Consider the following 26,721-nt stretch of genomic DNA (forward strand, 5'->3'; position numbering starts at 1 on the left):
GATGCTGCTCGCCATCATGCCTGCAAGGATCTGCAGGACGGTCAGCCCGACGAGCACAAGAAAGGCCTGGTTGCGGAACGACGCGACCATGCTTGGCCACAGCGGGATGTGTTCCTGTTTGCGTGCCTTGTGATAGTAGCGCTCCTTGACAAAGAGACCTGGAATCACAGCGACCATCCCCATGATGAGGATGCCCACACTCCAGCCAACCACACGCACTCCTACGAGGACAGATCCAAAAGCGGCCAGCTGGGTGAGCGGAAAAATCCACTGGTAGAGAAACTCTCCGATTTTTCCGAAAAACCCGCCATAGGCCTGCACACGAGTACGCTCGTCGTAGTCGGGCGTCATCTCGTAGCTCAGACTGATGAACGGAACCGAGAAGATCGTGTAGCAGGTGTAAAACACAATGAGGCTGAGTGAGAGATAGACCACCTGGCCCAGTTCTCCCAGGGATTCGGGCACCATCCAGATCACGCCAAAGGCAAGTGCCTGCAGCAAGGCACCGATCACGATCAGCGGTCGCCGCCGGCCCCATTTGCTGTGCAGGTTATCCGAAAGGTAGCCGACGACCGGATCGGTGATGGCATCCCAGAATCGTGGGATTGCCATCACCAGACCGAAGATCACCGGATTCATGCCGAGCGTCATCTGATAGACGGGAAGTGCGAAGCTCTTGACGGCTGCATTCCCGAAAAAGATGGGCAGGAAGCCTACGCCCAATGCCGTTTTTTCCCAGAACCCCACCCGATCCTCAGGGCGCGTCGTGCGATGAGTGCTCGAGGGGGCTGGGGGCTTGGATGGGCGGGACGACATGAAACGGGAAGGGCGGGTAACGGGTGGAAGTCAGGGTCAGAACTTCAGGCTTGCACTGAATGTGAACTTTCGCGGCTCCTGCAGTCCAATGCGTTCGGGGCGGGTGGGATCCCACCATGCTACGGTGTAGACCTGATCCTTGTCCTCATCCAGTGCGTTAGCGATATTGAGTTGCAGATCCACCGTGGTCTCACGTCCGAGCAGGGTGGTTTCAAACTGATAACCGAGCATCAGGTCGACGAGGAAGAGATCCTCACCCTTGATTTCGTCACCGTCCACAATCGCGATCACATTGGCATCCTGATAGCGTGCGCCGCCGCCGATGAAAAATCCGCTGATGGCACCTTCCTTGAATTGATAGCGCGTGTAAAGGCTTGCGCCCAGTCCGCGCTCACCGCGGGCCGGATAGCCATTGAAGGAAGTTTGCTGATTGATATAGTCCATCATCCAGCCGATGTTGTTGCCCAGGGTATCCCAGTCACCTCCGCCGAGCAGGAAGTCCTCTCCGGCGACATCGATCCAGTAGGCGGTATTGACCGCCGCCCACTCTGCGATCTCATTCATGATGTTGGTTTTGATCACCTCATTTGTCGACAGGTTCAGCGAGATGCGCCAGTTGTCGGTAGGGTTCGCGATCAGCTCGAGTTCCCATCCCTCCGACTCACGGTCTTCCAGGTAGGCATTGGCGTCGAGCAGGCGAGCGTCACGGTCTGCTGCAGTGATGAGTCCAGCGTCAACGAACGATTGCAAAAATCGGTTATTGCGGCTGGTGACATCGGCAAAGATATTGCCCCATTCCGTCGTATTGCGATAGTCGGTGGTGTAGTAGTTGAGGGTCGCGTAGAGGCGTCCATCGAAGAGGTTGAGTTTCAGACCCATGTCGGTTCCCTCACCCTCGGCCATGGGCGGCACACCAATACCGAGAATGCGCTGATTGATATTGGGAAGATTGCGGCTGTCGGAGCGATTGGCAAAGAGGGACAGCTGATCGGTCAGGTGATAAACCAGCCCGAGCGTTGTGGTGTCCGCAGAAAAATCCTGGCTGAGCGGATTGGCCGCATCGAGCGTGAGCACGCCATTGGCATCGCGGATGGTGGGCAGTTTGCTGTAGTCGAGCCGGTCGTGACGATAACCGAGCGTTGCCACGAGACGATCCTCAAAGAAGTTGCTCTGCGTCGCGATCATGAATGTGGTTTGTTCCTGATCCGAATTGGCGATTTCCTGATTGGGTGCCCAGCCCGAAGTGAGGGATTGTCCTGTTACGGGGTCGACGACGTTGGTGAGGGATTGCTTCCATGAAGGCACGCGGATGTCGTCGGCATTGCCCTCTTCAAAATAGTAGCGGCGGAAGAGGCGGTTGGAGTCGAACTCCGCCTCCGGTGCGAAGGGGGCACCGACAAAGACCTCGGCATCCTCGATGCTGAGATGGTCTCGCCAAGTCTGCTCGAACAGCGCGGCGATGCGGTGACGTCCGAGTTTGGCAAGGTCAAGATCGTAGGCTGCGGTCAGGCGCAAGGTATCTGAGCTGCGATCCTGGGTGCGGCGTGTCCAGTTGTTTTCGAGGTAGAGCTGACCAGCGTATGGGTTGGCCTGCCAGGTGGGAGTGTAAGCACTGGCGTCACCCCAGATATTGGTCGCATCCCCCATGTAGCCGTAGCGCGTGAGGTTGCCAGCGTTTGGATCGTATGCGCGAAAATCCGTTTCCTGGTGATTGAAGGCGAGTTCGATGCTGAACTGGTCGGTCAGTTGGTGTTCGTAGGTGGCGGTATAGGTGAGGTAATCGGTATCCCGATCTGCTGCTGGACCTGCGCTGTTGGATTCGCGCGGGATGATGTTGAGGTTTTCCGGAGTCATCTCCAGGTGCGACCAGCTCATGCCAGCGAGATAGGAGAAAGGCATGCCCTGCCAGTTCATGACCTCGCCCGTGTTTTCCACAAACACGAGGTGTTCACTCCAGGTTTGCGTGATGAAGTCACTGACGGGCCAATCCCACTGGGCTGATTCGTAGACGGGCCGACCGTCCTGTCGCCATTGCCAGGCCTGGTCAATCATCAACCAGGGACGGGCGATGTTGTCGTTCACTTTACCGGTTTCGATTTCTGCACGGATCACGGCATCGGGAGAAAGCACATAGGTGGCGGCAAGGTGGGCGCGCGTTGCTTCGTACGATTCGAACTTGCGCCAGGTGTCATTGCGTTCGCTCATGGCATTGAGGCGGATGGCAAATACATCCTCCACGATCACATGGTTGGTGTCGATGGCTCCACGCAGGCGATCCCAGGAACCGACCATGAAATTCAACTCCGTATCGATGTCGACGACGCTCGCCTGTTTGGTCGTGGTATTGACAATGCCACCGGCGGAACCGAATCCGAAGAGAATCGCGTTGGGCCCGCGGGATTGGTCGATGCGCTCGACGTTGTAGAAATCTGACGAGGTTTCCCAGGTGAAGTAGTTGCGACCGTAACTTGCCGCAAGTCCGCGGATGCGCAGCTGGGTTTCGACGTTTCCGATCATTGGATTTCCGTTGAAGTTGGTGGCTGCATCTCCAAAGTCCGGCACCGAATTGTTGGAGAAAAGAATGACGTCCTTCATGCTCGTGGCGGCGAGATCATCGAGGAACTCGAGTGTCAGCACGGAAATGGCGGCACCGGTGTCGCGCAGACTGGTATTGAGACGACTCCCAGCGAGGGTGTTTTGGGCCAGATAGCCCATGTCCGCGCTGGTGTTCACCGTGAAAGGTGAGAGCACATGGATGGAATCTTCATCGGTTTCGTCTGGGAGTTGGGCGACGGATGAGATGGTGGTGAGCGAACAGGCGGTCAGCAGCATGCCAACCTGGCGAATGCGGGATAATGGCAGTAGGTGGTTCATAGGGTAGTGGGATGAGTTTGAGGGCAGTCAATTGATGGATTGCCCGTTGGAACGAAAGCTAAGAGCACCCGGCAACAGCGTGCCGTCAAAATCGAAGAGTGCGTGGCGGCCCCATTTCCAGATGTGGAAGGGGGCCTCCATGCGGCGGGATTCCGGGTGCCAGTAAAAGAGGCCGCGACCCATTGCACCGTCCAGGTTGCGAATCAGGCGATCAAGGTCGGCAAGAAAAGCAGCCTGCCCGTCTGGAGAGAGGGCATGGGGAAACAAATTCACATCCCTGTCAGTTTCTTGGGATTCCGGATGCCAGGGATAGGCGGTTTCGACGACAATGACGGGTTTTCCGGTTTGGGTGCTTGCGTGGTGCAGTGTGTTACGCAGATCGCACAAACTTCCGTGCCACTCCGGGTAGTAGCTGAACGCGACAGCATCGAACGGGATGTGATGGCGCATGAGATTGCGCAAATACCACGCCGTGCGCGGCAAATCACCAGTGCATTCAATGTGGTGGAATCGTTTGGGGATCGGCTGACCGGATGCTGTGTAGGCCTGTTCGAGACCTTGGTGGGCGGCGTGCAGCAATGCTGCAAAAGACTGCCAGTTGTTTGCCTGATTGGGGTTGCCATCGAACTCCACTTTTCCGCTTGGCCAGAGCATGCCGTTGGTGATTTCGTTTCCGAGTTGAACGTAGGATATGCGGATGCCGGAGCTGATGAACTGATGAAAAACGGCGTGTGTATAGGATTGAACACGCTCGATCAGTCCTTCGGCTGGCAAGTGACTCCAGGCTGCTGGAGTGAATTGCTTGGAGGGATCTGCCCAAGTGTCGGAGTAGTGCAAGTTGAGCAAAATCTCGAGTCCGGCATCCTGACAGCGCCGGGCAAGTGAAAGGGTGTATTCAAGATTGTTGCTCACGATGCCCTGCATGTCGGGATCCACAAACAGGCGAAGTCGCACACAGCGCATACCCACATCGGCGAGAATCTGTAGCGCGTCACCCGGCTGACCTTCCGCATCGCGGTAAACGGCACCCGCCGCCTCGTAAACTGGCAACGCTGACAGGTCGGCACCCGTCAGATAGGGCAGGCTGGGGGCGTGAGACGATTCCGCCTGCAGGCATAGAGGCAGGGACAGAAGCGTCAACAGACGTAAGATGGGGTTCATGGGGTCTGAAAAACGGTGAGAATTGGAAGGGAAACACTGAATGAAAGTCAACAGTTTAATTAAAAATAAAACAGTTCAATTTTTGCAAGTGACCTAGCTGCGCTGTCAATATGCGAACGTGGATTTCAGGAGATTGTGCTGAGGCATTTTTGAGTTGGCGAATGGGCGGAATTTACGCAAGGTCATCACGCTCAAAAACGGACATCCGTTTCAAACCCCTTGTTTCACCCCAATTCTGTTATGTCGATTGCCCTGCTTGATTCATTGAACTTGAGTCCGGTCAGCTTGCTGCTGATCAGTGTCACCCTGGTTGTTGTGCTCATCGGTGTCTGCCGTGTGCACGCTTTTTTTGCCCTCATCATTGCCGCCGCGAGTGTCGCGGTGCTCGGAAGCGGAGATCAGTCCGTCACTGTTGCGATGGAAAACATGTTTGCCCAGTTTGGCCGCACAGTGGGCGGGATCGGATTTGCCATTGCCGTAGCGGCGGTCATTGGTGCTGCGCTGACGGGAAGCGGAGCCGCGGACCGCATCGTTGGGGCTTTTATTGCAGCACTGGGAGAAAAGCGTGCACCACTTGCTCTGCTGGGCGCGGGTTTTGTGCTCTCGATTCCTGTCTATTTTGACACCGTCTTTTTTCTGCTGATTCCATTGGCGCGCGCATTGAGTGCTCGAACCGGGAAGAACTACCTGTTGCACGTGATGGCCATTTGCACTGGCAGCGTGATCACCCATGCGACCGTTCCACCGACCCCGGGACCGCTCACGATGGCCGAAATTCTGATGATTGATCCTGGTCAGGCGATGCTCGCCGGACTGGCTGCGGGCATCCTGCCTGCGGCGGCTGGCTTGGGATTTGCAGCCTGGTTGAACCGCCGCTACCCAGTACCACAGCGGGATGCACGAGGGCTGGCACCCATGCCCGTGCACGAACACGGAAAATTACCCGGATTTGCGGTATCGATCGCACCTGTGCTGATACCAGTGATCCTGATTGCGGCAGTTTCGATCCTTGGAGGATTTCAGGAACGCCTACCGGATGCCGTATGGGAACTGCTGTTGTTTTTGGGAAACAAAAACGTGGCATTGCTCCTGGGTGCCGTGATGGCGGTGGCCGTCTACCTGCGTCAGCGTGGACTCAACTGGCGCGAAACCGGGGATGTGGTTGGCGAACCGCTGGGAACGGCGGGCGTGATCATCCTCATCACCGCAGCGGGAGGTGCTTATGGTGCGATGATTCAGGGGACTGGAATCGGCGATGTGATCCGGGGATGGATCGAGAACCATGGTATCAACCCCGTGGTGCTCGGATGGGGCATGGCTGCCCTGCTGCGTGCGGCTCAAGGATCGACCACGGTTGCAGTCATCGCCGCTGCGGGACTGATGACCTCGCTGGGTGGTGATGGCAGCTTGGGGGTTCACCCAGTATACCTTTACCTGGCCATTGGCTATGGCGGTCTGTTTCTCTCCTGGATGAACGACAGCGGATTCTGGCTTTACAGCCGCATGAGTGGAATGACCGAAGGGGAAACCCTGCGTTCCTGGTCAATGCTTCTGAGTCTGGTTTCGGTGGTTGGGTTGATTCAGGTCTGGGTTGTGTCGAGCCTGTTCCCTGCAGTCTGATGAATCCGGACGGAATGTGGATTTGCAATTCAGGTTGAGCCGTGGCAGGTCGATGCCTGCTCCCGTTCAGCCTGCATTCCCTTCTCAAGCAGGGAGATGATGCGATCCGTGTCGAAGATGCAGCCATTCCAGCTGCCTCCGCTTGCGTTTTGCAGCGCAGACCAGAGTCGGGTGTCATGGGGGACTCTGGAGTCGATGGCAAGGTCGGGGTGCAGCGGTCGGCTGGCAAGCGCCTCTGCAGTCAACTCACTGAGGTCAATGCGACCTTCCAGAGCAGCAGTATCGATGTGCAGGCAAATCCGGTCACCATCGCGCACCTTGCCAATCGGACCTCCAGCCCAGGCTTCGGGACTGGTGTGACCCACACAGGCGCCTGTGGAAACACCGGAAAAGCGTCCATCGGTGATGAGAGCGACGCGGTCGCCCCCTTTCATGTACTTCAGCGCGGAAGTGATCTGATAGGTTTCCGGCATGCCAATGGCCGGACCGATGCCCATGAGCACGAGCACATCACCAGGTTGCACGACACCATCTTTGATGGCCTTGATGGCACTGGCCTCGGTGGTGAAGACTCTTGCGGGACCCTCATGGTGGTAGATGCCCCGGGAGTCGAGCACAGAAGGAGAAATGGCGGTGCTCTTGATCAGTGCACCCTCTGGAGCAAGGTTTCCTCCCAGAAACGTAACCGTGCTGGTGAGTCCGGCGGCTCTCGCCCTGGCAGGAGTCATGATGACCTGGTCGGGATCAATGCCATCGAGTATGGTGAGTTTTTCACGCAGACGCTTGCGGCGGTCCGATTGTTCCCACCAGTCGAGATTGTCACCGAGGCATTGTCCGGAGACCGTTAGCGCATCGAGTCGAAGCAACCCCAGGTCGCGCAAGTGCAGCATGACCTCGGGAACCCCTCCCGCTAGAAAGACCTGTACTGTGGCAAAGTGATTGGGACCGTTGGGCAGTGCATCGACCAGACGTGGAACCAGCTGATTGATGCGCGCCCAATCCTGCACAGTCGGCGGCGTCAGTCCGGCTGCATGGGCAATCGCCGGGATGTGCAGAACGAGGTTCGTGGAACCGCCAAATGCGGCATGCAGCACCATGGCATTGTGCAGTGAATCGTCGGTCAGCAGGTCGCTCGTACGGGTGCTGGATTTCTCCAGTTCCATCAGTGCGAGTGCAGAGCGTCGGGCCATATCCCTCCAGATCGGTGCCCCTGAGGGACTGAGTGCACTGTGGGGCAGTGCGAGGCCGAGGGCCTCTGCGACGACCTGACTGCTGGCGGCGGTTCCGAGAAACTGGCACCCACCCCCTGGGGAACCACAGGCACGGCAGCCCATGTCAGCCGCATGCTGCAGGGAAATCTCATCACGTGCGAAGCGGGTGGCGAGGGTTTGCACCTTTGCGGTGTCTTCGGCATCCTCAGCCAGCAGGGTGACACCACCGGGAACGAGCACACAGGGCAGGTCGTGTGAACCCGCGAGCGCCATCAGCATGGCGGGCAGACCCTTGTCGCAAGTGGCCACTCCGAGCACCCCTCGACGCGAGGGTAGTGAACGAATGAGCCGCCGCAGCACGATGGCGGCATCGTTTCGATAGGGAAGACTGTCGAGCATGCCAGCCGTTCCGTTGGTGCGCCCATCACAGGGGTCGCTGACGTAGGCCGCGAAGGGAACCGCATCGTTGTTTTTCAAGGTGTTGGCCGCTTCCTCGACGAGCAGATTGACCTCCCAGTGTCCTGTGTGGTAACCGAGCGCAATCGGCGAACCGTCGGCAGCGCGCAGTCCACCGTGCGTGCTGAGAATGAGATACTGCTTGCCGAGCAGACTCTTGGGATCCCAGCCCATGCCTGCATTCTGAGTCCAGCCGAAGAGTTCTCCACTGGACATGTTCTTAAGGCGCTCCGGCTCCAGCGGCAATTGCCCGTCCGGTCCGGTAGCTGTCGTTTGAACCGCGTAGATCGAATCGGGCGAATCAAAAAGTTTCATGAATGCCTGGGATCAGAGTGACGCTGTGCTGAGTTTCCCGTCCACGAGCCGGCTGATGCCCAGTGGATTGTTGTCCTTGAGTGCATCGGGGAGCAGAGCTTGCGGGAAGTTCTGGTAGCTGACCGGGCGCGCGAAGCGGAAGATGGCTGCAGTTCCCACCGAAGTGTAGCGTGCATCGGTGGTGGAGGGATAGGGGCCGCCGTGATGCATGGATGGACACACTTCGACTCCGGTTGGAAATCCATTGAGGATGAGTCGACCGGCCCGGTGGCTGAGGCATTGCATCAATGACTGAACCGGTGTTGAATCTGGCGCATCGCTGTGAACAGTAGCGGTGAGTTGGCCATGAAGGGAGCCTGCGGCCTGCAGCATGCTTGCTTCATCGGGGCACTCCACGAGCAGGACAAAGGGTCCAAATACCTCCTCCGCCAGCTCGGGTCGTTTCAGGAAGTTTTCATAGCTGACCGATGCGCCCATCGCAGCTGCCTCACGGTCCGTTCCGGATGGAGAACCCTTGGCAAATGCATTCAGTTCGGGAAATGCCTGCAGGTTATTGCACGATTCGTGAAAGGCCCGGGCAATGCCCTCGTGCAGCATGGTTCCGGCGGCGACGCCTTTCAGCTTAGCAGCCAGGTGTTCCTTGAATGCGTCAAGCTTCGCTCCGCGCACGGCGAAGACGACGCCCGGCTTGGTGCAGAACTGTCCGACTCCCAGCGTGACCGAAGCCATGAGGCCCTCGGCGATCGCTTCGCCGCGCTGCTCGAGGGCATCCGGCAGCAGGAACATGGGGTTGAGGCTGCCCATCTCTGCAAAAACCGGAATGGGGTCGGGGCGGCTTGCTGCGGCATCCAACAAGGCACGTCCTGCCTTGAGAGAACCGGTGAAGCCCACAGCGGCGATGGCCGGGTGTTGAACGAGAGTGATGGATACCTCGGGAGAGGAACCGTGTACCATGGAAAAAACACCTTCGGGGAGTCCGCAGCGCGATGCGGCATCACGAATCGCCTGGGCGGCGATTTCGGACGTTGCGGGGTGGGCGGGATGTGCTTTCACAACGACCGGATTGCCAGCAGCGAGTGCGGAGGCGGTATCTCCGCCCGCTACCGAGAATGCGAGCGGAAAATTGCTCGCCCCAAAAACTGCAACCGGCCCCAGGGGTTGCAGCATGCGGCGCAGATCAGGCTTAGGCAAGGGTTTGCGCTCGGGTTGCGCTTGGTCGATGCGTGCATCCACCCATGAACCCTCCCTGAGGAGGGATGCGAACATGCGCAGCTGGCCAACGGTTCGTGCGCGTTCCCCTTCCAGGCGCGGCATCGGCAAAGCGGATTCCTGTGCTGCCGTCTCGAGCAGTGCGGGTGCCTCATGCACCGCATCTGCGATGGCGTCGAGGAACTGGGCGCGCTGTTCCGGGGAGGTTTGTGCGTAGGTGTGAAATGCGGACTGTGCAGCTTCGGCCGCTGCAGAAATTTGTTTGGTAGTTGCGTTGGAAAATTCAGTCATGGTGATTTGGAAGGTGTAGTGTGGTGCGGTTGCGGTGACGAAGTTCTGTGCCAAATGGATTCAGATCACAGAATTCACCAGTGTGCCAATGGGGTCGATGGTGATGCGAATTTCGTCGCCAGACTGCAATGTAAAGCGGTCGGGAGGCACGATTCCAGTGCCCGTCATCAGGTAGGCGCCAAAGGGGAAGGCATTTTCCTTGTAGAGCCAGTCCGCCAGAGAGGGCAAACTGCGCTTGATCTGGGAAATTTCGGTGGAACCCTCAAAGACGGACTGGGCGGCACGCCGAATGAGGATGTGGATGACTGTGGACTCGGGCAGCGGATCGCACACCAACAGGCAGGGGCCGATGGCGGCGCTGCGGTCATAGACCTTGGCTTGAGGAAGGTAGAGAGGATTGGCTCCTTCAATATCGCGCGAACTCTTGTCATTGCCCACCGTGTAGCCGAAGATCCTGCCCTCTGCATTGATGGCAAGGGTCAGTTCAGGTTCGGGCACATTCCAGAGGGAATCCTTGCGGATGCGCACCCCTGCACCCGGGTGGGCCACACGATGCGGTGTTGCCTTAAAAAACAGCTCGGGCCGGTCGGCGGCGTAGACCTTGTCGTAAAAATCACCGCCGCCGGCATCCTTCGATTCCTCACGGCGTGCGTCCTTGCTGCGCAGGTAGGTGACTCCGGCAGCCCAGATCTCCTGTGCGCCCAACGGAGCGCGAAGCTGCGCTGGATCGGGAGCACCAGTTTCGCTGGCCTGTTCCGCCAGATTGGCGACGAAGGCAGCGGGGTTTTCCGCAGTGAAAAGGGTATCTATACTGACCTCGCCAGTTGGCCGCAGCCAGCGACCATTTGACTCGATCAGTAACGCATCAGGGGTAGCAAAGAGGCGGTACATGTCTGGAAAATGGGTAGGATTGCCCGTCGGATCAACGGAAAAAACGGTTCAGAGCATCACCTTGCGACCTGTGCGAATGGATTCCTTGACGGCGTCGACGACGATCATGTCGGCAAGTCCTTCTTCGCCGGGAACACGCACGGGTTTGCCAGCCAGCATGTTTTTCGCATCTTCGTCCATTTGGGTGGCCTGCTGGTTGACCGCCGGAAATTCGAGCGGTCCATGGCTCGTCGAACCGCGAATACCACGGTAGCTCGAGAACGGCTGCAATTGAAAGTATCCATTTTCTGCAAATGCGTGCAGGTAGTTGGAATTCGCGTGGAAACTGGTCTCCAGGTTGGCGATGATCCCACCTTCGAACTCCAGTTGAAAGGTGGTCACCTCATCCACTTCAATAGCGACATCACGTGTTGTGAAGGTCTGAGCGCTCACACGGATCGGTTCCTTGCCGGTCACGTAACGTGCGGCCTGCAGCGGATAGACACCCATGTCCATCATGGCTCCGCCTCCCATCGCTTTTCGCCACTTCCAGTGCTGGGATGGAACACTGCGATAACCCGCCCCTGCGGAGACCTGATAAACCGGACCAAAGACCTGTTCCTGACCCAGCCGCATGATTTCCTGCGTGTGCGGTTCATACTGCATGCGATATCCGATCGAAAGGCCAACCCCATTGGCCTTGCAGGCTGCAATCATCTCGCGGCAATCGTTGGCGTTGAGCGCCATCGGTTTTTCACAGATGACGTGTTTGCCTGCCTGAGCGGCACGAATGGTAAACTCCTTGTGCATGGAGTTGGGCAGCACGACGTAAACGATGTCGATATCGCCGTTGTTCCGAATGGAATCAAAATTATCATAGTTGTACACGTTGGCATCCGGGATGCCGTAGAGTCGCTGCCAGCGCTCAACCTTTTGTGGGCTGCCAGTGACAATTCCTGCCAGATAGGCGAATTCGGTCTGCTGCAGGGCGGGTGCAAGCTCATCGGTGCTGTAGTATCCGAGACCGACCAGGGCGATGCCCGCGCGCTTTTTCCTGCCAGGCAGGATGGTGGGTGCGGAGGAGAGCTGAGAAGCGAGGATCAAGCCACCGATTCCGAGGCCGGCAGTCTTGAGGAATTCACGTCGATGGGTGAGTCGTTGGGGCTGATGCATGGACTTCCTTGGGTGTGGGGTTTGATTCCTGTAGACGAAGTTGCCTCTCAGTAAATCACGTTTTGTCACCGGGTCCAATCAAAGTGTGAGATGGTATCACTGCATGGGGCAGTTGGAGTCCACTTCGTCTCCGCTCAAGCATCCGGTGGATTTCCAAATTCCGGATGTCGGAATCCGGGAGGAATTCCTTGTCCACGGGTGCGAAAGAGTTGTTCGGCTGCGGCTCCGGCGGCGTGGTGGGCCTGATCGGTCAGTTGGTTGATGAGTTGCTCGATGAGGGCTTCGATCAGGCCACTGCTGCCCGGTTCGTTGTAGTTGACCCGCCCTCTCCAGAGTTCGGTACCAGTGCGCGCGTCGACGAGCACAGCACTGGCAACAACGATATTGTTGCTGGAAAAGACGACATACTTGGTCCCATAGGCTTCCACATCGATGTAAAGCACGGCATCGGCCTGGAAGATTTCATGTAGCTTTGGCAGTGGGATGGCATGCATCTCATCGGCGATGAGAATCCCGTTTTGTTTGAAATATTCGTCCACGAGCACCGTCGGGTAAATGTAATAGCCCAGATCTGCCAGAGACCGGGCACTCTGGGTGAAGACGCTGTAGTTGGCGTTCAGTTCGGTGGTGAGATTGCGCGGTGGCAGGATGAGAATGGACTTGGGCTGGTATTGGTAAAACAGGCTGTAGTCCTGGGGTGGTACGTTCACGCAACCACCCAGTATCAGGGCGCTCAGCAGGATGGGAAGCATTGTCGCAAAAGGCTTCATGGTTGCGGACTGGCAGGGTCGAAGGCGTGCTGCATCAACCGATCGATGAACGCGGTGGATTCGGGGAATGAAGCTTTTTCCTGTTCGAAATAGGCGTGGGCACTTTCGTCATCGCCGAGATTGAGACAGAGGTATGCGAGATAGGCGCACATGCCGGGAGGAATGGAGCGATCCTTCGCCCGTGCGACCTCGAGGTCGTGTTCCAGATGAAGCCGTTGTTCCTCAAGGGATACTTTCTCCGACTTGACCAGCGCAGCATAGGTCAGCGGTTCATAGCTCCCCCAGTGATAGAGCGGTTGGATCGACTGACAACCGCTGAGGAAAAGCAGGAAACTGGCGCTGATCGCAACGATCCGCATGGGCAGGAATCGCAGAGTGCCGTTCACAGCATTCCCTGATCCACACGGATCGCGAGCGCATCCACAGCTTCCCGGATGGCGAGATCGAGCACCTTGCCGTTGAGGGTGGAATCGTAGGAGGCCGTTCCTCCAAACCCGAGCACCTCGCGGTTGCTGAGTTTGTATTCACCGGCACCTTGTGCGGACAGCACGACCTCGCCATTGCGCACATTCACCACATAAACCGCAACCTTGGCGTAAGCGACCTGCTGTTTGCCGCTGCCAAGCACACCAAAAAGCTGCTGGTCACCCACTTCCTTGCGCCCAAACTCCGTGACATCCCCGGAGATCACATACGCTGCGCCCTCGAGCTGTTGCTGCACCTGATCCAGTTCCGCCTCCTGGGCGGTGGCCTCAAGATTGGCGCGATCCAGAACGGCGAAGCGACCGGATTGCTGAAGGTGGGTGATGAGGATCGTGCGGCTTTGATTGCCCAGTCGGTCAATGCCATCTGAAAAAACCCCGCGCATGTACGGCGACTGGTTCTGGAACTTACCCAGGGCAACCTGGATTTTTTCGCCCTGATAGGGGGTAGCCGAGGCCCTCACGGTGGGTGCCTGAATCGCCTGGCTCGATTCGGTGGCGCAGCCTGCGATAAACAGGGAGATCCATGCAACAGACAGGCAGGAAAGGATGGGGATTTTGCGATGCATCAGGGTCAAATGCTATGAACCTGGATCGACATCTCAAGCTTTTGTATGCAAATGGCACCGAACACAGGGTTGATCTTGTGCAGGAAAACCCTAGCATGGCGTTTTTTGAGTTCCTCCATCGTGAGTTGAGGTGAAACGAACTGGCGATGGGATTTTCGGAACACGTTATACAATTCCTGACACAACACCTATGCCCGCATATCGATCCCGGACGACGACCCATGGACGCAACATGGCGGGTGCGCGTGCCCTTTGGCGCGCCACCGGCATGCAGAACTCGGACTTTGGCAAACCCATCATTGCGATTGCCAATTCGTTCACGCAGTTTGTGCCGGGGCACGTACACCTGAAGGATCTGGGGCAACTCGTGGCCGAAGAAATTCGCAAGGCGGGTGGCATCGGGCGCGAATTCAATACGATCGCGGTGGATGATGGGATCGCGATGGGGCATGGCGGCATGCTCTACTCCCTTCCGAGTCGGGAAGTGATCGCAGATGCGGTGGAGTACATGTGCAATGCCCACTGTGCGGATGCGCTGGTCTGTATTTCCAATTGTGACAAAATCACTCCGGGTATGCTCAACGCAGCGCTGCGCCTGAACATACCGACGATTTTTGTGTCGGGTGGACCGATGGAGGCTGGCAAAGTGGAGATCAACGGTGTCATTCACAAGGCGGATCTGGTGGATTCCATGGTCAAGGCAGCGGATGAAAATGTATCCGATGCTGAAAGTGAGGCATTTGAAGCCAATGCGTGTCCGACCTGTGGTTCCTGCTCCGGCATGTTTACTGCCAACTCCATGAACTGCCTGACGGAGGCACTGGGACTGTCCTTGCCGGGAAACGGCAGTACGCTGGCCACTCACGCCTTTCGGGAGCGCTTGTTTCGGGAAGCGGGACAGCGCATCGTGCAGCTGGCCAGGCGCTATTATGAGCAAAACGATGCCAGTGTATTGCCGCGAAGCATTGCCAGTTTTGAAGCCTTTCAGAATGCGATGAGCCTCGATATCGCGATGGGAGGCTCGACGAATACCGTTTTGCATCTGCTCGCAGCAGCTCACAGTGCCGAGGTGGACTTCAAAATGAAGGATATTGATGCACTGTCGCGACGGGTTCCCTGCCTGGCCAAGGTGGCACCAAACTCACCCATCTATCACATGGAGGACGTGCATCGGGCCGGCGGCATCTTTCGCCTGCTCGGGGAACTGGACCGTGCGGGTCTGATCCACCGGAATTGCCCAACCGTGCACTGTGCGACAATGGGGGATGCCATCGAATCCTGGGACATCCGTCGGGAGGGCAGCGCGGCGAACCGTGAGCTTTATCACGCTGCTCCGGGAGGGAAATACTCCATCACTGCGTTTTCGCAGGACTCGCGATGGGAGACATTGGACAGTGATGCGGAGAAGGGCTGCATCCGCAGCGTGGAGCATGCTTACAGCAAAGACGGAGGCTTGGCAGTATTGTTTGGCAACATCGCACCCAACGGCTGCATTGTGAAGACTGCCGGAGTGGATGAGTCCATCCTGAAGTTCACGGGTCGCGCACGCATTTTTGAGAGTCAGGAGTCGGCGGTACAGGGAATTTTGCTGGGGCAAATCCAGCCACGCGATGTCGTGATCATTCGCTACGAGGGTCCGAAGGGTGGACCGGGCATGCAGGAAATGCTGTACCCGACCTCATATCTCAAATCCAAGGGACTGGGCAAGGAATGCGCCCTGATCACTGACGGGAGATTTTCCGGGGGAACCAGCGGGTTGTCCATTGGTCATGTGTCCCCGGAAGCAGCGGCCAAGGGTCCCATCGCACTTGTCGAAGAAGGGGATATCGTGCAGATCGACATTCCTGGCCGACACATTGGAATTGAAGTTTCAGATGCCGAACTGCAGCGTCGCCGGGAGGCGATGGACGCGAAAGGCAAGGACGGATGGAAGCCACAGCGCCAGCGTGAAGTCACTGCGGCACTCAAGGCCTATGCCCTGCTGGTGACCAGTGCGGACACCGGTGCGGTGCGCGATCTGTCCAAGCTGGAAGACTGAGCCTGGAATAGCCCTCTCGAGGGTTCGGGACTGCTCCTGAATCAACTTGAGGCGATTCGTGAACTGGTTGCAGGTGTGCAGGAACTGTCCGAAACCTTTTTTGAGGGCGACCTCATGCGCGCCTTCGGGCAAGCCAGAGAGCTGGGTTATGATGCAGCCGAAATCGCGGGATACTCGCTGGAACTGAGGGATCAGCAACTTTCGGTAGAGGCGCAGCGTTATCGGGCTGCTGATGCTCTGCGTGAACCCATGCTGCCGCGTGGACTCTTCCGCTCCATCGGGAACTATGCGGCAAAGCTGAAGTCCCTGTACGAGCTGGATCAGGTTGTATGGAATGGCCAATTGTTTGAGCAGCTGATGCAGGAAATCGACAACTGGCGATCAGAGGATGCGGGCACACGAACGAAAAATAACTCGTTTGCGGACTTCAATCGCGAACTACTGGCTCTTACGGAAGCACTGGGTATGTACGTGTAGACCCCGATAGCGATGTGTCGGGGATGAGTGATACGAATGATTGTTTCAGATACTGAACCCATGATTTGACAAAACACCGTTCGGCAGATGCCGAACTCAAAACGCTCCGATCCATCGGAGCTGCTCCGACTTTCAGACAAAGGCGGGGCTGCCCTGCAGCGGGTATTCACTGTCGGCAAAAACAACCTCAACCCGGTTGGTGATGTTGCGCTGAAGGTAGGGTTGCAGGTCGAAACTGAAGCTGCAGTGTCCGTCGCCCATTCCATTGGCTTTGAGATCCTCCCGGAAGGTGTTGGCACGCAGTGTGGCTACCGTGCGCAGATTGACGCGGACTTCAAGTTCTGCAGGTTCGTCGGAATCCTTGAGATAGGCCCAGCCCTGCAACTGAGCGTTAGCGACTGAATCGATGAAGCCGAGATGGGTTTCCCAAAGGTTGGAGGAAAGGTAGCGAGTATTGCCGAGTTGAATCTGTTGTATGGCCGCGAAGCGTTGATGATCAGAGGGTTGCAGCTGGAGGAAGTCTGCGGTTCGGTCCACGAGCAGAGCGGGATTGAGCAGGGCTTTTTCGTAGGAAACCCCAATGGCAGGATGAGCGTGGTCGCGGATCCAGCCCGTTGCCAGCTTCATGTAGTTCAATGCATCCTCAACCGTATCGATAAGGTTGAGTCCTACCTGTTCATAGAGCTGATTGCGAACGGTGGTCGCGATGGGGTCGCGAAACGTGAAAATGAAGTGAGGATTGCGCAGCGCGGCGGCAAATCCGGACAGATGCTCGAGTGAACCCGGGTATTTCCATCCCCACACCGCATGAGACTGATTCCGTTCCTGAATGATTTCGCTGATGCGTGCGACATCCCCTTTTTGGGTTGCATTGCGAATCTCGATGTCTTCGAGCAGGTTGACATCCACTGTGTCGCCCAAGTGAATTCCCAGTGTTTTGACGATCTGCGCCATCATGGTGGTTCCACTGCGGGAGGGACCGGTAATCACGATGGTTTTCTCCCGTTTGGCCGAGCCAGATGCGGGGCGAAATACCAGGATGCCGGAGTTGCTGTGGTTTGCAGGTGTTGCGGGTTCAGCCATAGAGAGGATTTGTAGTGCAAGGGATGCGAATCAGCCAATCAAAAATCCATGAACGACCCCCTGTCCGTAAATCGCTGTGCTTCCCAGTTGTGGGCAGCTCAGATTCATGAGTGCTGGGGAGCGTGCACGTGGAGCAGTGCAATCTCCGGTGTACAGTTCAGCCGATATGCGAGCCGACCCGTTCCAGTGCCACGAGAGGTGTATCCGCGCAGGGTATCCTGTTTCCATGTTCCGGAAAGGGTATCGCTGCGGTAGCGCCCATTGCGCAGCAGGGGGGTGCCGTTTGGGGCACACAATTGCCCACCGTGGGTGTGTCCACACAGGCAGAGATCGAATCCGGCGGCAGCGTAGATTTCCGGGTGCATTGGAGCGTGCACAAGCAGCATGCGCAGGTCGGGAGCATCAACGTTTTCCCGTGTTCGCAGGGCGTGATCCAGATCGTCGCTCTTGAAAAAGTGGGGATCGTCAAGACCGGTGATCTCGAGGGTGAGGTCGTGAATGCGGACGGAACGGGTTTCGTTGAGAAGCAGGGTTACCCCCATCTCTTCGAGGTAGGGAGCGCAGAGCATGCAGTCGTGGTTGCCGAGAATGCCGAAGATTGGCGAAGGGATGGCATCGATCACGGTTTGCAGAGCTTGCAGCGTATCGGGGGAGGGCAATTGAAATCCATTGAGAAAATCTCCCGTGATCACACAGAGATCGGCGTTGAGGGAGCGGATTTTTTCCGCCCATGATGTGGCCTGGGAGAGCCGTGTATCGAGGTGAAAATCGCTGAGGTGCAGGATGGTCAGCTGCTGCTTTGCTTTCAGTCGGGGCAATTCGAGGGATGGATGCGTTTGAGTCGGAGTCCAGCAATTCGACTGTGCACGTTCACGCTGGCCCGCCAGGCTCAGAACTGCGCTGATCAGGCCTTTGGACGCGAGGTGAATCGCGCGATGCAGACTGCGCGTCCACGTCATGCCTGAAGCGGGATTGATGCGTCGTTCCATCTGCAAACGTTGCTGCCATGCCCGTTGACCCATGCGTTGGGAAAGCTCAGTTGCAAAGCGCTTCATCAAGGCTTCGGGATGCAGGTCCCGGGAAACGAAAGGCCTGAGTTTCGATGGGGTCTGCGGTGTTGTTGGAGTACCGCTCACGGACTGAGACGATCAATTTGCCAGCGGGATTCCCCTTCTTCGATGCGCAGGTAGCGGAAGCGGTCGTGCAGGCGTTTGGCTCCACCCTGCCAGAACTCGATGGACGTTGGTTTGACGACATAACCTCCCCAGAAGGAAGGCAGAGGGATGTTGCCATCAGCGAATTTGCGCTCCATTTCCTTGAGTTTATTCTCAAGCAGTGCGCGGGACGAAATCACCTGACTCTGGTGCGAGACCCATGCTCCGAGGCGGCTGCCAACCGGTCGACTGAGGAAGTATTTGAGCGATTGCGTCGTACTGACCTTTTGTGCCTGACCATTGATGATCACCTGCCGCTCCAGCTCATACCAGGGAAAGCAGAGCGACACCCACGGATTGTGCTGGATGTGCAGCGCCTTTTTGCTGTCATAGTTTGTGAAAAAGACAAAACCTGCGGCATCATATGCTTTGAGCAGCACTGTGCGGGAATCCGGGTGACCGTTTCGATCCACAGTGGCAAGCATCATGGCGTTGGGTTCACAGACCTCGGTCTGGAGGGCTTGATCAAACCAGAGCCTGAACTGCTCGATGGGGTCCGGGTGAAGATCTTCGCGCTTGAGACTCTGTCGAGTGTATTCGTTTCTCAGAGCCGAAATGTCCGGATTTCGCGGCATATGGTGTAGGCAATTTCCCCCATTTTGAGAAAAAAATGGCGGGATAGACGGGACTCGAACCCGCGGCCTCCTGCGTGACAGGCAGGCGCTCTAACCAACTGAGCTACTACCCCGCGAAAGACTCGAAGGCATCAAATTCCGATGGTCCCGTCAAGCGAAGAAAATGAAAAAGTTGAAATTTTTCGGAGAGCTTCGCTTTTAAGCGGTAGAGAAGCGACACAGGTTGAATGGCAGGGTAGGTTTTGGGTCGAGGTTTCCAAAATCGGGCAACCCCGAAGAGCGTGCTTTGGGATTGCCGCAGAGTGCCCCGTGTATCAGCATGCCTCTGTTCATCGCTGATTTGCAGCGTTTGTTCCCACCTCCACCTCCTCTCCCTATGTCAACTTCGATTCGCCAGCGAGTCCTGCATTTCTGGACCCATCGCCGCCGCTCACGAACGGCAGGCGCACTGCTTTGGGCGCTTGCGGTGCAAGCGGGGTTATTAATGGTCACACTTTTTGTCGTGGTCCTGGTTCCCCGCCCGAAAGAGAAACCCGCATTTGTTGCCCACAAAACGGTGTATCTGCCGCAGAAGGTGCTGGATCATCGCATTGCACAGGCGGCTTTTGAACAGCATGCCTCTCCGCCAATGCAGATGCAGCGCATCCAGTCCCAATCCATGGCATTGCATGCGCTGCCCGAACTGCCCACACTGCCTCAGAGCACATTCAATCCGATGGTGACTCCCGATCAGATGGCCCCCTCGGCTGCATTGCTCGGTGCGTCGGGCATGGCAGGGCTTGCGGGTGATCTGGCTAACGAAACGACAGCGGTCAGTTTTTTTGGGATTCGGGATCAGGGGCAGCGCATTGTGATTGCCTTTGATGTTTCCAAATCGGTTCTGAACAAGGCTCAAAAGCGGGGTGTTTCGGTGGATCGCATTCGGGAGGAGTGCAAGCGCTTGATTGATGGCATGAGTGCAAATACGACCTTCTCCGTGGTGCAGTTTGTACGGCGCTTCGAATGTTTTGAATCACAGCTGGTAGCGGGTACCCAGGCAAATAAGCAACAGGCCGCTGCATGGGTGGAACAGGAGTTTCACACCACCGGATTCAGCCCCAGAAGCTGGCAAAGGATTGAATCTGATGACGGAAGACCTGTGTTGGACGGAGTGCAGGCGGTGTTGGAAGTGGTGTTTGCGTGGGAACCGGATGTGTTGTTCCTGATCTCGGATGGCGGATTTGGGCGCAACCATCCGACGCGACGTTCGGAGGTGGATCTGGATGAACTGGATCGAGATCTTCGGCGATTGCAGCAGGCGCTTGTAGAACCCGCCCGTATCCATTTCATCGGTTTCGAGATGGAGCCGGATCGGGAGCGCGGCATACGGCGGGTCCTCAGTCGCTGGAAAGGGCAGTTTCGCACATTTTAGGGTTGTGTGGAGTCCGGGATATCCCCCAGCTGGCTTGGGAGGATCTGGAGTTGTTTTTAGATTCAGTTTGTAGGATGACTGATTGAGAGGTTCTCATGAGAAGCTTTCAAGGCGAAGAACGTTGTGGATGTTGTCGCGTTTGGCTGCAGTATTTGACAGGATGGGGGTTGTGTAGGTTTATGTATGGCAATGGCTTCTGAATCAAAACCAGTCAAGCGCAAGGTCCACAAACGACCCACGTTAGAGAAAATCGTTCTCCTGCCTCTCTTTTTCCTGATTGTGCTCTGGAACCGAACCCTGCGCATCCGTTTTGAGGGAGCGGGAGGCGAGGCATTTGTGAAGAGGGATCAACCCTATCTGCTCATCTCCTGGCACAATGCCCTTTTTGTGTCCCCACTGCTGATCCGGCGACTGCGCAAACAGCGAAAGATCTGCGCATTGGTCTCCGCGAGCAAAGACGGTGCCTGGTTGACGGCAATGTTTGAATTGATTGGCTTTCGCAGTGTGCGCGGTTCCGCCAATTTCCGGGGTGGGCCGGCGTTGAAGGAACTGATTCGGGCGACTCGTCAGGGTTGGGACATCGGAATCACCCCGGATGGCTCCAGGGGGCCAGCCTACGTGGTCAAGCCGGGTGCTGCCGCGGTGGCGAAGGTGTGCCAAGCGGGTTTGATTCTGGTGGGAATGCAGTTTCACAATGCATGGCGGGTTCGTTCCTGGGACCGGTTTTTCATTCCCAAACCCTTCTCGAAGGTGACGGTGCGGGTGCAGCACATTGCCAGCTTTGAGGACCTCAATGAACCGGATGTCAACCGGGCCTCCCAAGTGATTCAGCAGCGTCTGCTGGCGTTGCACCCTCAGGATTCATTGATCCCCACACCCTCTACGTCTGTGAAGCCGGAGGCAGCGAAGGTTTGAGTCGGCGTTGGGGGTTGTCGGCCCATCGAGTGCTGACCGAAGCAAGTGCATAGAGGGTCGCCATCAGCATGAACAGGATCTGGAAACTGCCGAGCAGATCATGACACAGGCTGAAACACAAAGGGGCGGCAGCACTGCCATAGACCATGGTTGCCATGTTCACTCCGCTGATGGCCCCCAGGTGTTTTCTCCCAAAAAAACGGGGCCAAACCATGCCGGAGAGAATGCCAAAGCTGCCGCTGCTCAATCCCAGGCCCAGGATCAGATACTGCACTGTTCCGGGAAGGTGAAATGCAGGTCCCAGGCAAAATAGAAAACCTCCCAGAGTGAGCACCACCAGCAGGTATTTGAGGCGCACACGTGAGCTGATCCAGCCCAGAAAGAGGCTGATCGCAATCCCGAGCAGGGATGCGGGAACAAAGGCTGCTAGAATTGTCGCTCGCGGGATCGCCAGATCCTCGGCAATGGCCACCACGTGAAACGTATAGCCCGTGACGACAAAGGAGTGCAGGCCTATGACCAGATTGAAAATCCAGAAGGGCACGGTGCGCAGGGCTTCGGCGCGCGTAAACTCACGATAGATGATCAGATCCTCGTGTGTTTCTTCCTTCACCTCATCGGGAGGGATGCCGTCCATGTGGAGTCCACAGGACTCCGGGTTGTCGCGGAAAAAGAGCCAGACAAAAGCGGCAATTCCAGTGATGAGTCCGCAACCCATGATCCACCAGGTTTCCCGCCAACCGAGGTGTTCGATTCCCAGATCGAGCACCCTGGGTGCGATGGAGAAACTGAAACTGACCACAATGCCACTGATGGAAAGCGCAAGTCCGCGCTTCGAGTTGAACCACTTGCCCAGCATGGAGCGGCAGGTCATCGTGAGGGTGCCTTGTCCCGTGAAGCGCAACCAGAAGAATCCGACAGTGATCGCGACAAAACTGGAGGCATGAGGAGGCAGTGCCGGGATTTGGCTGCTCGCCAACTGGGCGACCGCATCAACCTGACTGAGGTATAGCAATCCGCATCACATCACTGCACAGGCGAGTGGAGTGTGCCCATCACCCGTGCTCCGAGTCGGTCAAACCATCGACCCACTTGTGGAAGAAACAAACCCGCCAGCACGGTACCGATGAGGTAAGCCGTACTGATGGAACTGAGACTCAAGCCCAACTCTTTGGATAAGATGGGAGTGAAGACACTGAATCCCATGGTCTGTCCGGGAATGCTGGCCACGATGCCGAGACTGGAGACGACCAAAATCCACCACCCGTAAAAAATGGGAAGACGGGCGGGATGAAAGGGAAATGTGGAGTGAAACAAGGCTCGCATCGTTTCAAGCATGATGCATCCTAGTGACTGGTGCGACGGTTATCTTGCAACAATCCCGTCAAAAGCATTGAAAAAGAAGTCCGCATCACCTATCGGATGGAGCATGAGCGATGACGAAATTTTGGGCTTTCAAAACAAACCGGTTACCGGATTGAAAGCACCAAAACCGATGCTCGAGGTGCGTAATCTGACGCGCAAGTTTCAGACTCCCGGGGGGGAGCTTACTGTGCTCGAGGACGTGAGCTTCTCGGTCCTTCCGGGGAAATCCATCGCGATTGTCGGCCCTTCTGGCAGTGGAAAAACCACGCTGATGGGCCTTTGCGCAGGGTTGGATCTTCCCACCTCGGGGGAAGTTTGGTTTGACGGGCAGTCCCTGGGTGCGATGTCGGAGCGTGATCGGGCAGAGATGCGCAACCGCAAGGTGGGATTTGTGTTTCAGAATTTTCAACTGATCCCGCATCTGACTGCACTCGAGAATGTGATGATCCCGATCGACCTGCGCGGCGAGCGCAGTGCACGCAATGATGCCAAAGGCTGGTTGGAGCGCCTGGGACTCGAAAAGCGCATGCACAGCTTGCCGGGTGAACTTTCTGGCGGGGAGTTGCAGCGCGTGGCGCTTGCCCGTGCATTCATCGGGCGTCCCCGAGTGATTTTTGCCGATGAACCTACGGGCAATCTGGACGATATCACCAGTGAATACATCATTGAGGAATTGTTTCGCACCAATCGCAATGCGGGAACAACGCTCATGATCGTGACACATGATTTTTCAATCGCATCAAAGACGGACCGCATCCTGCGACTGCGTCAGGGTCACCTGGCGGGGTGATTGAAGGAGATTGCAGATTGCCATGAAATGGTTCCTCAAGACGGCCTTTCGCGAAGCGAGACACACGCGGATCCGGGGCATCATCATGCTGTTTTCCATGGTGTTTGGACTGACGGTCCTGGTATCGTTCAGCGCGCTCAAGCAGGGCTTTCAGGAGAGCTTTTATGGGATTGCCACAGTGTTGACCGGGGGAGACCTGCGCGTGGAAATCGAAGGCAGGCCAACCGAGCGCTTCCGTCACCTGCTGCCTCGACTGGGAGATGAGCGGGAGGCGTATGGCTTTGTTTACGCTGCCCATGACAACGGGGAGGTGAGGAGTGACCTGCGCTACTGGGTCGTGGACCTGAATCCGCGTCCGCTGACGGACCCGGGAACCGTGCGGGATATGGCGTCACCGGAACTGGCAAAGGTCACGTTGTATGGGACCCGTGAGCAACTCGAACGCACAACCGGTGAACAGGTGATGCTGTCGGGAGGGATTGCATTGTCGGTGAAGCAACGCATCGAGGTCGAAAGCGGATTGCTTCCAGTGTGGACTCAGCGTCTGATCCCGACCCCGGGACATGACGTTGTGATCGCCGCTCAACCCGGAGTCAGCCTGACGACGATGGAAGGGTTTGTGTGGAATCAAGTATGGGTCTATCATTTTAAAGGGGCTTCTGTGCGTGAACGCATGGCACGGGCGCGCTATGTATTGGGGTATTTGCAAGAGGAAAGCCAGGGGATTCGCCTCGTATCGGAATTGCCTGGCGAAACTGGGTTTTACCAGAGTTTCCAACTGATCTCCAATACCCTGTTCCTCTCGGCATTTTCTGCCCTGATGCTGGGGACCTTGGCCTACACGGTGACCTTTGTGGATTTTTCCAAAGGCAAGACCACAAATGTGGCACTGCTGCGCTGCCTGGGAGGCAGTCGCATGAGTTCGTGGAGTGTCTACGGGTCCCAGGTGGTGCTGTATGGCGGACTGTCTGTGCTGCTTGCGGGAGGGGTATCCATCGCCATGCATTCCTTGATTCCGCGATGGATGGGACTCGGCGATGCCTCTCCGATTGAAGCGGGTCTGCAGTGGAGGGCACTGGTGCTGGCACTGGGGTTTGGAGGTTGCTTCATGCTGTTGCCAGGAGTGGTGTCGGTGTTGCCGCTACTGGGTTGTGAACCGATTGAAGTGCTGCGTTCGACGAAAGTTCCGGCAAAGCGCAAGGCCTACCGATGGGTGCAGACTATGCTGATCACGCTGACTGCATTGCTTGCGCTGGGATTTTGCCTGTTGATGGTGAACGATACCCGTTTTGCGGTGATTTACCTGATCAGCATGGTCGGGGTGTTTGGCTTGATACTGGCGGGCGTATCGGGACTACGGCTGCTCTTGCGTCGCCTGTTGTCAGGGCGTACCTCCTATGTGATTTCACAGGCATCCGCCAACCTGTTTCGTGCACAAAACCACTATGGATTTACCCTTACATCCATTGCGTTTGGGTTGTTTTTGATCACCTTTCTTGCGGTATTCTTTGAGGCCATCTCCCAGCAGAGCGTTGGTCAGATCGCAGGATATGCAGGGGTGCAGGATAGCCGCATTGATGCTTACCTCGACTGGTTGCAGCGTGTGTTCTTTCTCAACCAGTGGTTGGGTGTGACCCTCATGGTCATTGGCATGCTGGCGATTTTTGTGTTGTTGACCGCCCAGCGGCGCACCCGATTGTACGAGGCCGTCATTTTGAGTACCCTGGGCGCCAGTTCGAGCCAGATCCGGCGAACCATGATCGTCGAGGCAGTGCTGGCTGGACTCATCACCACCGTGCTGGGTCCGATATCGGGGGTGAGTCTGGGATTCCTGATGTTTGGTGGGTATCTGGGCTTGGAGATTGGGGTGCCGTGGCTGTTGATCCTCTGCATGATTCCGATGGTGCTTGCAGTCATGGTGGGAATGGGATCGTTGAATTTAAAGGGCATTATCGGGTATCCTCCGCTTGAAGTCCTGCGCAAACGAAGGCATTTTAGCAATTGGTGAGATCCGATGAGGATTCTTCGACCTGAACCACATTCATGAAAACTCATTCAAGCCATTGGTTTTATTGCATTCTGCTGGTGGCGACGCTGATCAACGTCGCATTTGCCCAGGAAGCGGAACCGGAGCAGCAGACTGAACCGCAGAACGAAATCACCGAGATGCGAGAGGGAAGCAAATCGGTCTATGTCATCCCGGTTCAGGGTCCGATTGCATCCCCCACGCTTTACATTGTGCGGCGTGGAGTAAAGGAAGCCGCAGCCAATGGTGTGGATGTGGTGTTGATCGACATGAATACTCCGGGTGGAGAGCTGGGGGTGACGCTCGAAATCATGCAAGTGCTGGATCGTTTTGAAGGGGAAACCCTCACCTTTATCAACAACGAAGCCATCTCTGCAGGGGCATTTATTTCGGTCATCACGGATCGTATTTTCCTCACACCGGATGGCCAAATTGGTGCTGCTGAAGTTGTGAGCGGTGCCGGCCAGGAAATTCCGGAAGCGATGAAGCGCAAGCTCCAGAGCTACATCAATGCAAAAGTACGGGTCTATACCGAGGACTATCGGTATCGCGGAGATGTGATGCGTGCGATGACCGACCCGAATTTTGAACTCATTGTTGAAGGCGAGACCCTGTCAACCGAAGGGGAGTTACTCTCCCTGACCGCACGTGAAGCCATCCAACCCTACGGAGATCCTCCGGAAAACCTGCTTGCAGAAGGCATTGCAAACGACATCCAGGGTGTGCTCGAAGCGGCTTATGGGGCAGGTGGTTTTGAGATACGCGAGTTTGAAGTCACTTGGTCGGAACGCTTTGCCCAGATGATGCAGCGCATCGTTCCACTGCTGATGGGCGCGGGCATGCTGCTCTTGTTCATCGAATTCAAGACTCCGAACTTTGGGCTGCTGGGGGGACTTGGCATCGCGCTGATTGTGATTGTTTTTTTGAGCAACTACATCGCGGGACTTGCGGGGTATGAAGCCATTTTGCTCTTTGCCCTGGGCCTGGTGCTGCTGGTGGTGGAGTTGTTC

Annotated in this window: 23 protein-coding genes and 1 tRNA gene; 8 read left to right on the top strand and 16 right to left on the bottom strand. The window is 56.7% G+C overall.

What is annotated here, in order from left to right:
• The 3 genes from ABQ298_07105 to ABQ298_07115 form a co-directional block, all read right to left on the bottom strand.
• A partial coding sequence (locus tag ABQ298_07105) for an MFS transporter (protein ID MEQ9824135.1) occupies positions 1-816 on the bottom strand: 816 nt, incomplete at its 3' end.
• 36 nt (positions 817-852) lie between these two features.
• Complete coding sequence (locus tag ABQ298_07110; protein ID MEQ9824136.1) at positions 853-3,690, bottom strand: TonB-dependent receptor; 2,838 nt, start codon at positions 3,688-3,690, stop codon at positions 853-855.
• 27 nt (positions 3,691-3,717) lie between these two features.
• Positions 3,718-4,851, bottom strand: a complete 1,134-nt coding sequence (locus tag ABQ298_07115; protein ID MEQ9824137.1) for a glycosyl hydrolase 53 family protein — start codon at positions 4,849-4,851, stop codon at positions 3,718-3,720.
• Between the two features lie 240 nt (positions 4,852-5,091).
• On the opposite strand from ABQ298_07115, the gene ABQ298_07120 reads away from it, so the two are divergent.
• On the top strand, positions 5,092-6,471 hold the full coding sequence (locus tag ABQ298_07120; GenBank protein MEQ9824138.1) for an SLC13 family permease: 1,380 nt from the start codon (positions 5,092-5,094) through the stop codon (positions 6,469-6,471).
• A gap of 29 nt (positions 6,472-6,500) precedes the next feature.
• Here the strand turns inward: ABQ298_07120 and ABQ298_07125 are convergent, their stop codons facing one another.
• The 7 genes from ABQ298_07125 to ABQ298_07155 form a co-directional block, all read right to left on the bottom strand.
• Entirely contained in the window at positions 6,501-8,453 is a 1,953-nt protein-coding gene (locus tag ABQ298_07125; GenBank protein MEQ9824139.1) for a YjhG/YagF family D-xylonate dehydratase, read from the bottom strand.
• A 12-nt stretch (positions 8,454-8,465) separates the two neighbouring features.
• Positions 8,466-9,953: an aldehyde dehydrogenase (NADP(+)) gene (locus ABQ298_07130; GenBank protein MEQ9824140.1), complete on the bottom strand. Its 1,488-nt coding sequence runs from the start codon at positions 9,951-9,953 to the stop codon at positions 8,466-8,468.
• A gap of 60 nt (positions 9,954-10,013) precedes the next feature.
• Positions 10,014-10,844, bottom strand: coding sequence for a fumarylacetoacetate hydrolase family protein (locus ABQ298_07135; GenBank protein MEQ9824141.1), 831 nt, complete (start codon positions 10,842-10,844; stop codon positions 10,014-10,016).
• Positions 10,845-10,892: 48 nt separating this feature from the next.
• Complete coding sequence (locus ABQ298_07140) at positions 10,893-11,996, bottom strand: Gfo/Idh/MocA family oxidoreductase (GenBank protein ID MEQ9824142.1); 1,104 nt, start codon at positions 11,994-11,996, stop codon at positions 10,893-10,895.
• A 134-nt stretch (positions 11,997-12,130) separates the two neighbouring features.
• Positions 12,131-12,766, bottom strand: a complete 636-nt coding sequence (locus ABQ298_07145; GenBank protein ID MEQ9824143.1) for a GNA1162 family protein — start codon at positions 12,764-12,766, stop codon at positions 12,131-12,133.
• A complete protein-coding gene (locus ABQ298_07150; protein MEQ9824144.1) occupies positions 12,763-13,125 on the bottom strand; it encodes a DUF4810 domain-containing protein in 363 nt (120 codons plus the stop codon). The genes ABQ298_07145 and ABQ298_07150 overlap by 4 nt, the downstream gene beginning before the upstream one ends.
• A gap of 23 nt (positions 13,126-13,148) precedes the next feature.
• The gene (locus ABQ298_07155) at positions 13,149-13,817 is read right to left on the bottom strand and encodes a CsgG/HfaB family protein (GenBank protein MEQ9824145.1); all 669 of its coding nucleotides are present in this window, start codon (positions 13,815-13,817) and stop codon (positions 13,149-13,151) included.
• A gap of 190 nt (positions 13,818-14,007) precedes the next feature.
• Between ABQ298_07155 and ilvD the strand changes: the two genes are divergently transcribed.
• Together ilvD and ABQ298_07165 are read left to right on the top strand one after the other, a co-directional pair.
• Positions 14,008-15,855 (top strand): dihydroxy-acid dehydratase, encoded by a 1,848-nt coding sequence (ilvD, locus tag ABQ298_07160; protein MEQ9824146.1) that lies wholly within the window; start codon positions 14,008-14,010, stop codon positions 15,853-15,855.
• A 75-nt stretch (positions 15,856-15,930) separates the two neighbouring features.
• Positions 15,931-16,332, top strand: a complete 402-nt coding sequence (locus tag ABQ298_07165) for a hypothetical protein (protein ID MEQ9824147.1) — start codon at positions 15,931-15,933, stop codon at positions 16,330-16,332.
• A gap of 132 nt (positions 16,333-16,464) precedes the next feature.
• On the opposite strand, the gene ABQ298_07170 is transcribed toward ABQ298_07165, so the two are convergent.
• The 4 genes from ABQ298_07170 to ABQ298_07185 all read right to left on the bottom strand — a co-directional run bounded on the left by ABQ298_07170 (position 16,465) and on the right by ABQ298_07185 (position 19,317).
• On the bottom strand, positions 16,465-17,415 hold the full coding sequence (locus ABQ298_07170) for a hypothetical protein (GenBank protein MEQ9824148.1): 951 nt from the start codon (positions 17,413-17,415) through the stop codon (positions 16,465-16,467).
• Positions 17,416-17,519: 104 nt separating this feature from the next.
• Positions 17,520-18,470, bottom strand: coding sequence for a metallophosphoesterase (locus ABQ298_07175; GenBank protein ID MEQ9824149.1), 951 nt, complete (start codon positions 18,468-18,470; stop codon positions 17,520-17,522).
• A gap of 77 nt (positions 18,471-18,547) precedes the next feature.
• On the bottom strand, positions 18,548-19,204 hold the full coding sequence (gene pdxH / locus ABQ298_07180) for a pyridoxamine 5'-phosphate oxidase (GenBank protein MEQ9824150.1): 657 nt from the start codon (positions 19,202-19,204) through the stop codon (positions 18,548-18,550).
• 36 nt (positions 19,205-19,240) lie between these two features.
• Positions 19,241-19,317: transfer RNA gene (locus tag ABQ298_07185), tRNA-Asp, on the bottom strand.
• 263 nt (positions 19,318-19,580) lie between these two features.
• Between ABQ298_07185 and ABQ298_07190 the strand changes: the two genes are divergently transcribed.
• Both ABQ298_07190 and ABQ298_07195 read left to right on the top strand, forming a co-directional pair.
• Positions 19,581-20,615, top strand: coding sequence for a hypothetical protein (locus tag ABQ298_07190; protein ID MEQ9824151.1), 1,035 nt, complete (start codon positions 19,581-19,583; stop codon positions 20,613-20,615).
• Positions 20,616-20,804: 189 nt separating this feature from the next.
• Positions 20,805-21,530: a lysophospholipid acyltransferase family protein gene (locus tag ABQ298_07195; protein MEQ9824152.1), complete on the top strand. Its 726-nt coding sequence runs from the start codon at positions 20,805-20,807 to the stop codon at positions 21,528-21,530.
• Here ABQ298_07195 and ABQ298_07200 read toward each other — a convergent pair.
• Together ABQ298_07200 and ABQ298_07205 are read right to left on the bottom strand one after the other, a co-directional pair.
• Positions 21,496-22,545, bottom strand: coding sequence for an MFS transporter (locus ABQ298_07200; GenBank protein MEQ9824153.1), 1,050 nt, complete (start codon positions 22,543-22,545; stop codon positions 21,496-21,498). The two genes, ABQ298_07195 and ABQ298_07200, sit on opposite strands and share 35 nt — an antisense overlap.
• 11 nt (positions 22,546-22,556) lie before the next feature.
• Positions 22,557-22,868 carry a hypothetical protein gene (locus ABQ298_07205; GenBank protein MEQ9824154.1) on the bottom strand — a complete coding sequence of 104 codons (312 nt, stop codon included), beginning with the start codon at positions 22,866-22,868 and terminating at the stop codon, positions 22,557-22,559.
• A 157-nt stretch (positions 22,869-23,025) separates the two neighbouring features.
• Here ABQ298_07205 and ABQ298_07210 point away from each other — a divergent pair, with 157 nt between their 5' ends.
• The 3 genes from ABQ298_07210 to ABQ298_07220 form a co-directional block, all read left to right on the top strand.
• Positions 23,026-23,685, top strand: a complete 660-nt coding sequence (locus tag ABQ298_07210; GenBank protein ID MEQ9824155.1) for an ABC transporter ATP-binding protein — start codon at positions 23,026-23,028, stop codon at positions 23,683-23,685.
• Positions 23,686-23,707: 22 nt separating this feature from the next.
• Positions 23,708-25,693, top strand: a complete 1,986-nt coding sequence (locus ABQ298_07215; protein MEQ9824156.1) for an FtsX-like permease family protein — start codon at positions 23,708-23,710, stop codon at positions 25,691-25,693.
• 35 nt (positions 25,694-25,728) lie between these two features.
• The coding region (locus ABQ298_07220) for a hypothetical protein (protein MEQ9824157.1) at positions 25,729-26,721 on the top strand (993 nt) is incomplete at its 3' end.

This window comes from Puniceicoccaceae bacterium (assembly GCA_040224245.1).
In the GTDB taxonomy this organism is placed as follows: domain Bacteria; phylum Verrucomicrobiota; class Verrucomicrobiia; order Opitutales; family JAFGAQ01; genus JAKSBQ01.

What these genes read in the sequence shown, in the direction of transcription:
- ABQ298_07110 (MEQ9824136.1), bottom strand. Translation starts at nt 3,690, where the DNA reads ATGAACCACCTACTGCCATTATCCCGCATTCGCCAGGTTGGCATGCTG.
- ABQ298_07115 (MEQ9824137.1), bottom strand. Translation starts at nt 4,851, where the DNA reads ATGAACCCCATCTTACGTCTGTTGACGCTTCTGTCCCTGCCTCTATGC.
- ABQ298_07120 (MEQ9824138.1), top strand. Translation starts at nt 5,092, where the DNA reads ATGTCGATTGCCCTGCTTGATTCATTGAACTTGAGTCCGGTCAGCTTG.
- ABQ298_07125 (MEQ9824139.1), bottom strand. Translation starts at nt 8,453, where the DNA reads ATGAAACTTTTTGATTCGCCCGATTCGATCTACGCGGTTCAAACGACA.
- ABQ298_07130 (MEQ9824140.1), bottom strand. Translation starts at nt 9,953, where the DNA reads ATGACTGAATTTTCCAACGCAACTACCAAACAAATTTCTGCAGCGGCC.
- ABQ298_07135 (MEQ9824141.1), bottom strand. Translation starts at nt 10,844, where the DNA reads ATGTACCGCCTCTTTGCTACCCCTGATGCGTTACTGATCGAGTCAAAT.
- ABQ298_07140 (MEQ9824142.1), bottom strand. Translation starts at nt 11,996, where the DNA reads ATGCATCAGCCCCAACGACTCACCCATCGACGTGAATTCCTCAAGACT.
- ABQ298_07145 (MEQ9824143.1), bottom strand. Translation starts at nt 12,766, where the DNA reads ATGAAGCCTTTTGCGACAATGCTTCCCATCCTGCTGAGCGCCCTGATA.
- ABQ298_07150 (MEQ9824144.1), bottom strand. Translation starts at nt 13,125, where the DNA reads ATGCGGATCGTTGCGATCAGCGCCAGTTTCCTGCTTTTCCTCAGCGGT.
- ABQ298_07155 (MEQ9824145.1), bottom strand. Translation starts at nt 13,817, where the DNA reads ATGCATCGCAAAATCCCCATCCTTTCCTGCCTGTCTGTTGCATGGATC.
- ilvD (MEQ9824146.1), top strand. Translation starts at nt 14,008, where the DNA reads ATGCCCGCATATCGATCCCGGACGACGACCCATGGACGCAACATGGCG.
- ABQ298_07170 (MEQ9824148.1), bottom strand. Translation starts at nt 17,415, where the DNA reads ATGGCTGAACCCGCAACACCTGCAAACCACAGCAACTCCGGCATCCTG.
- ABQ298_07175 (MEQ9824149.1), bottom strand. Translation starts at nt 18,470, where the DNA reads ATGAAGCGCTTTGCAACTGAGCTTTCCCAACGCATGGGTCAACGGGCA.
- pdxH (MEQ9824150.1), bottom strand. Translation starts at nt 19,204, where the DNA reads ATGCCGCGAAATCCGGACATTTCGGCTCTGAGAAACGAATACACTCGA.
- ABQ298_07190 (MEQ9824151.1), top strand. Translation starts at nt 19,581, where the DNA reads ATGTCAACTTCGATTCGCCAGCGAGTCCTGCATTTCTGGACCCATCGC.
- ABQ298_07195 (MEQ9824152.1), top strand. Translation starts at nt 20,805, where the DNA reads ATGGCTTCTGAATCAAAACCAGTCAAGCGCAAGGTCCACAAACGACCC.
- ABQ298_07205 (MEQ9824154.1), bottom strand. Translation starts at nt 22,868, where the DNA reads ATGCTTGAAACGATGCGAGCCTTGTTTCACTCCACATTTCCCTTTCAT.
- ABQ298_07210 (MEQ9824155.1), top strand. Translation starts at nt 23,026, where the DNA reads ATGCTCGAGGTGCGTAATCTGACGCGCAAGTTTCAGACTCCCGGGGGG.
- ABQ298_07215 (MEQ9824156.1), top strand. Translation starts at nt 23,708, where the DNA reads ATGAAATGGTTCCTCAAGACGGCCTTTCGCGAAGCGAGACACACGCGG.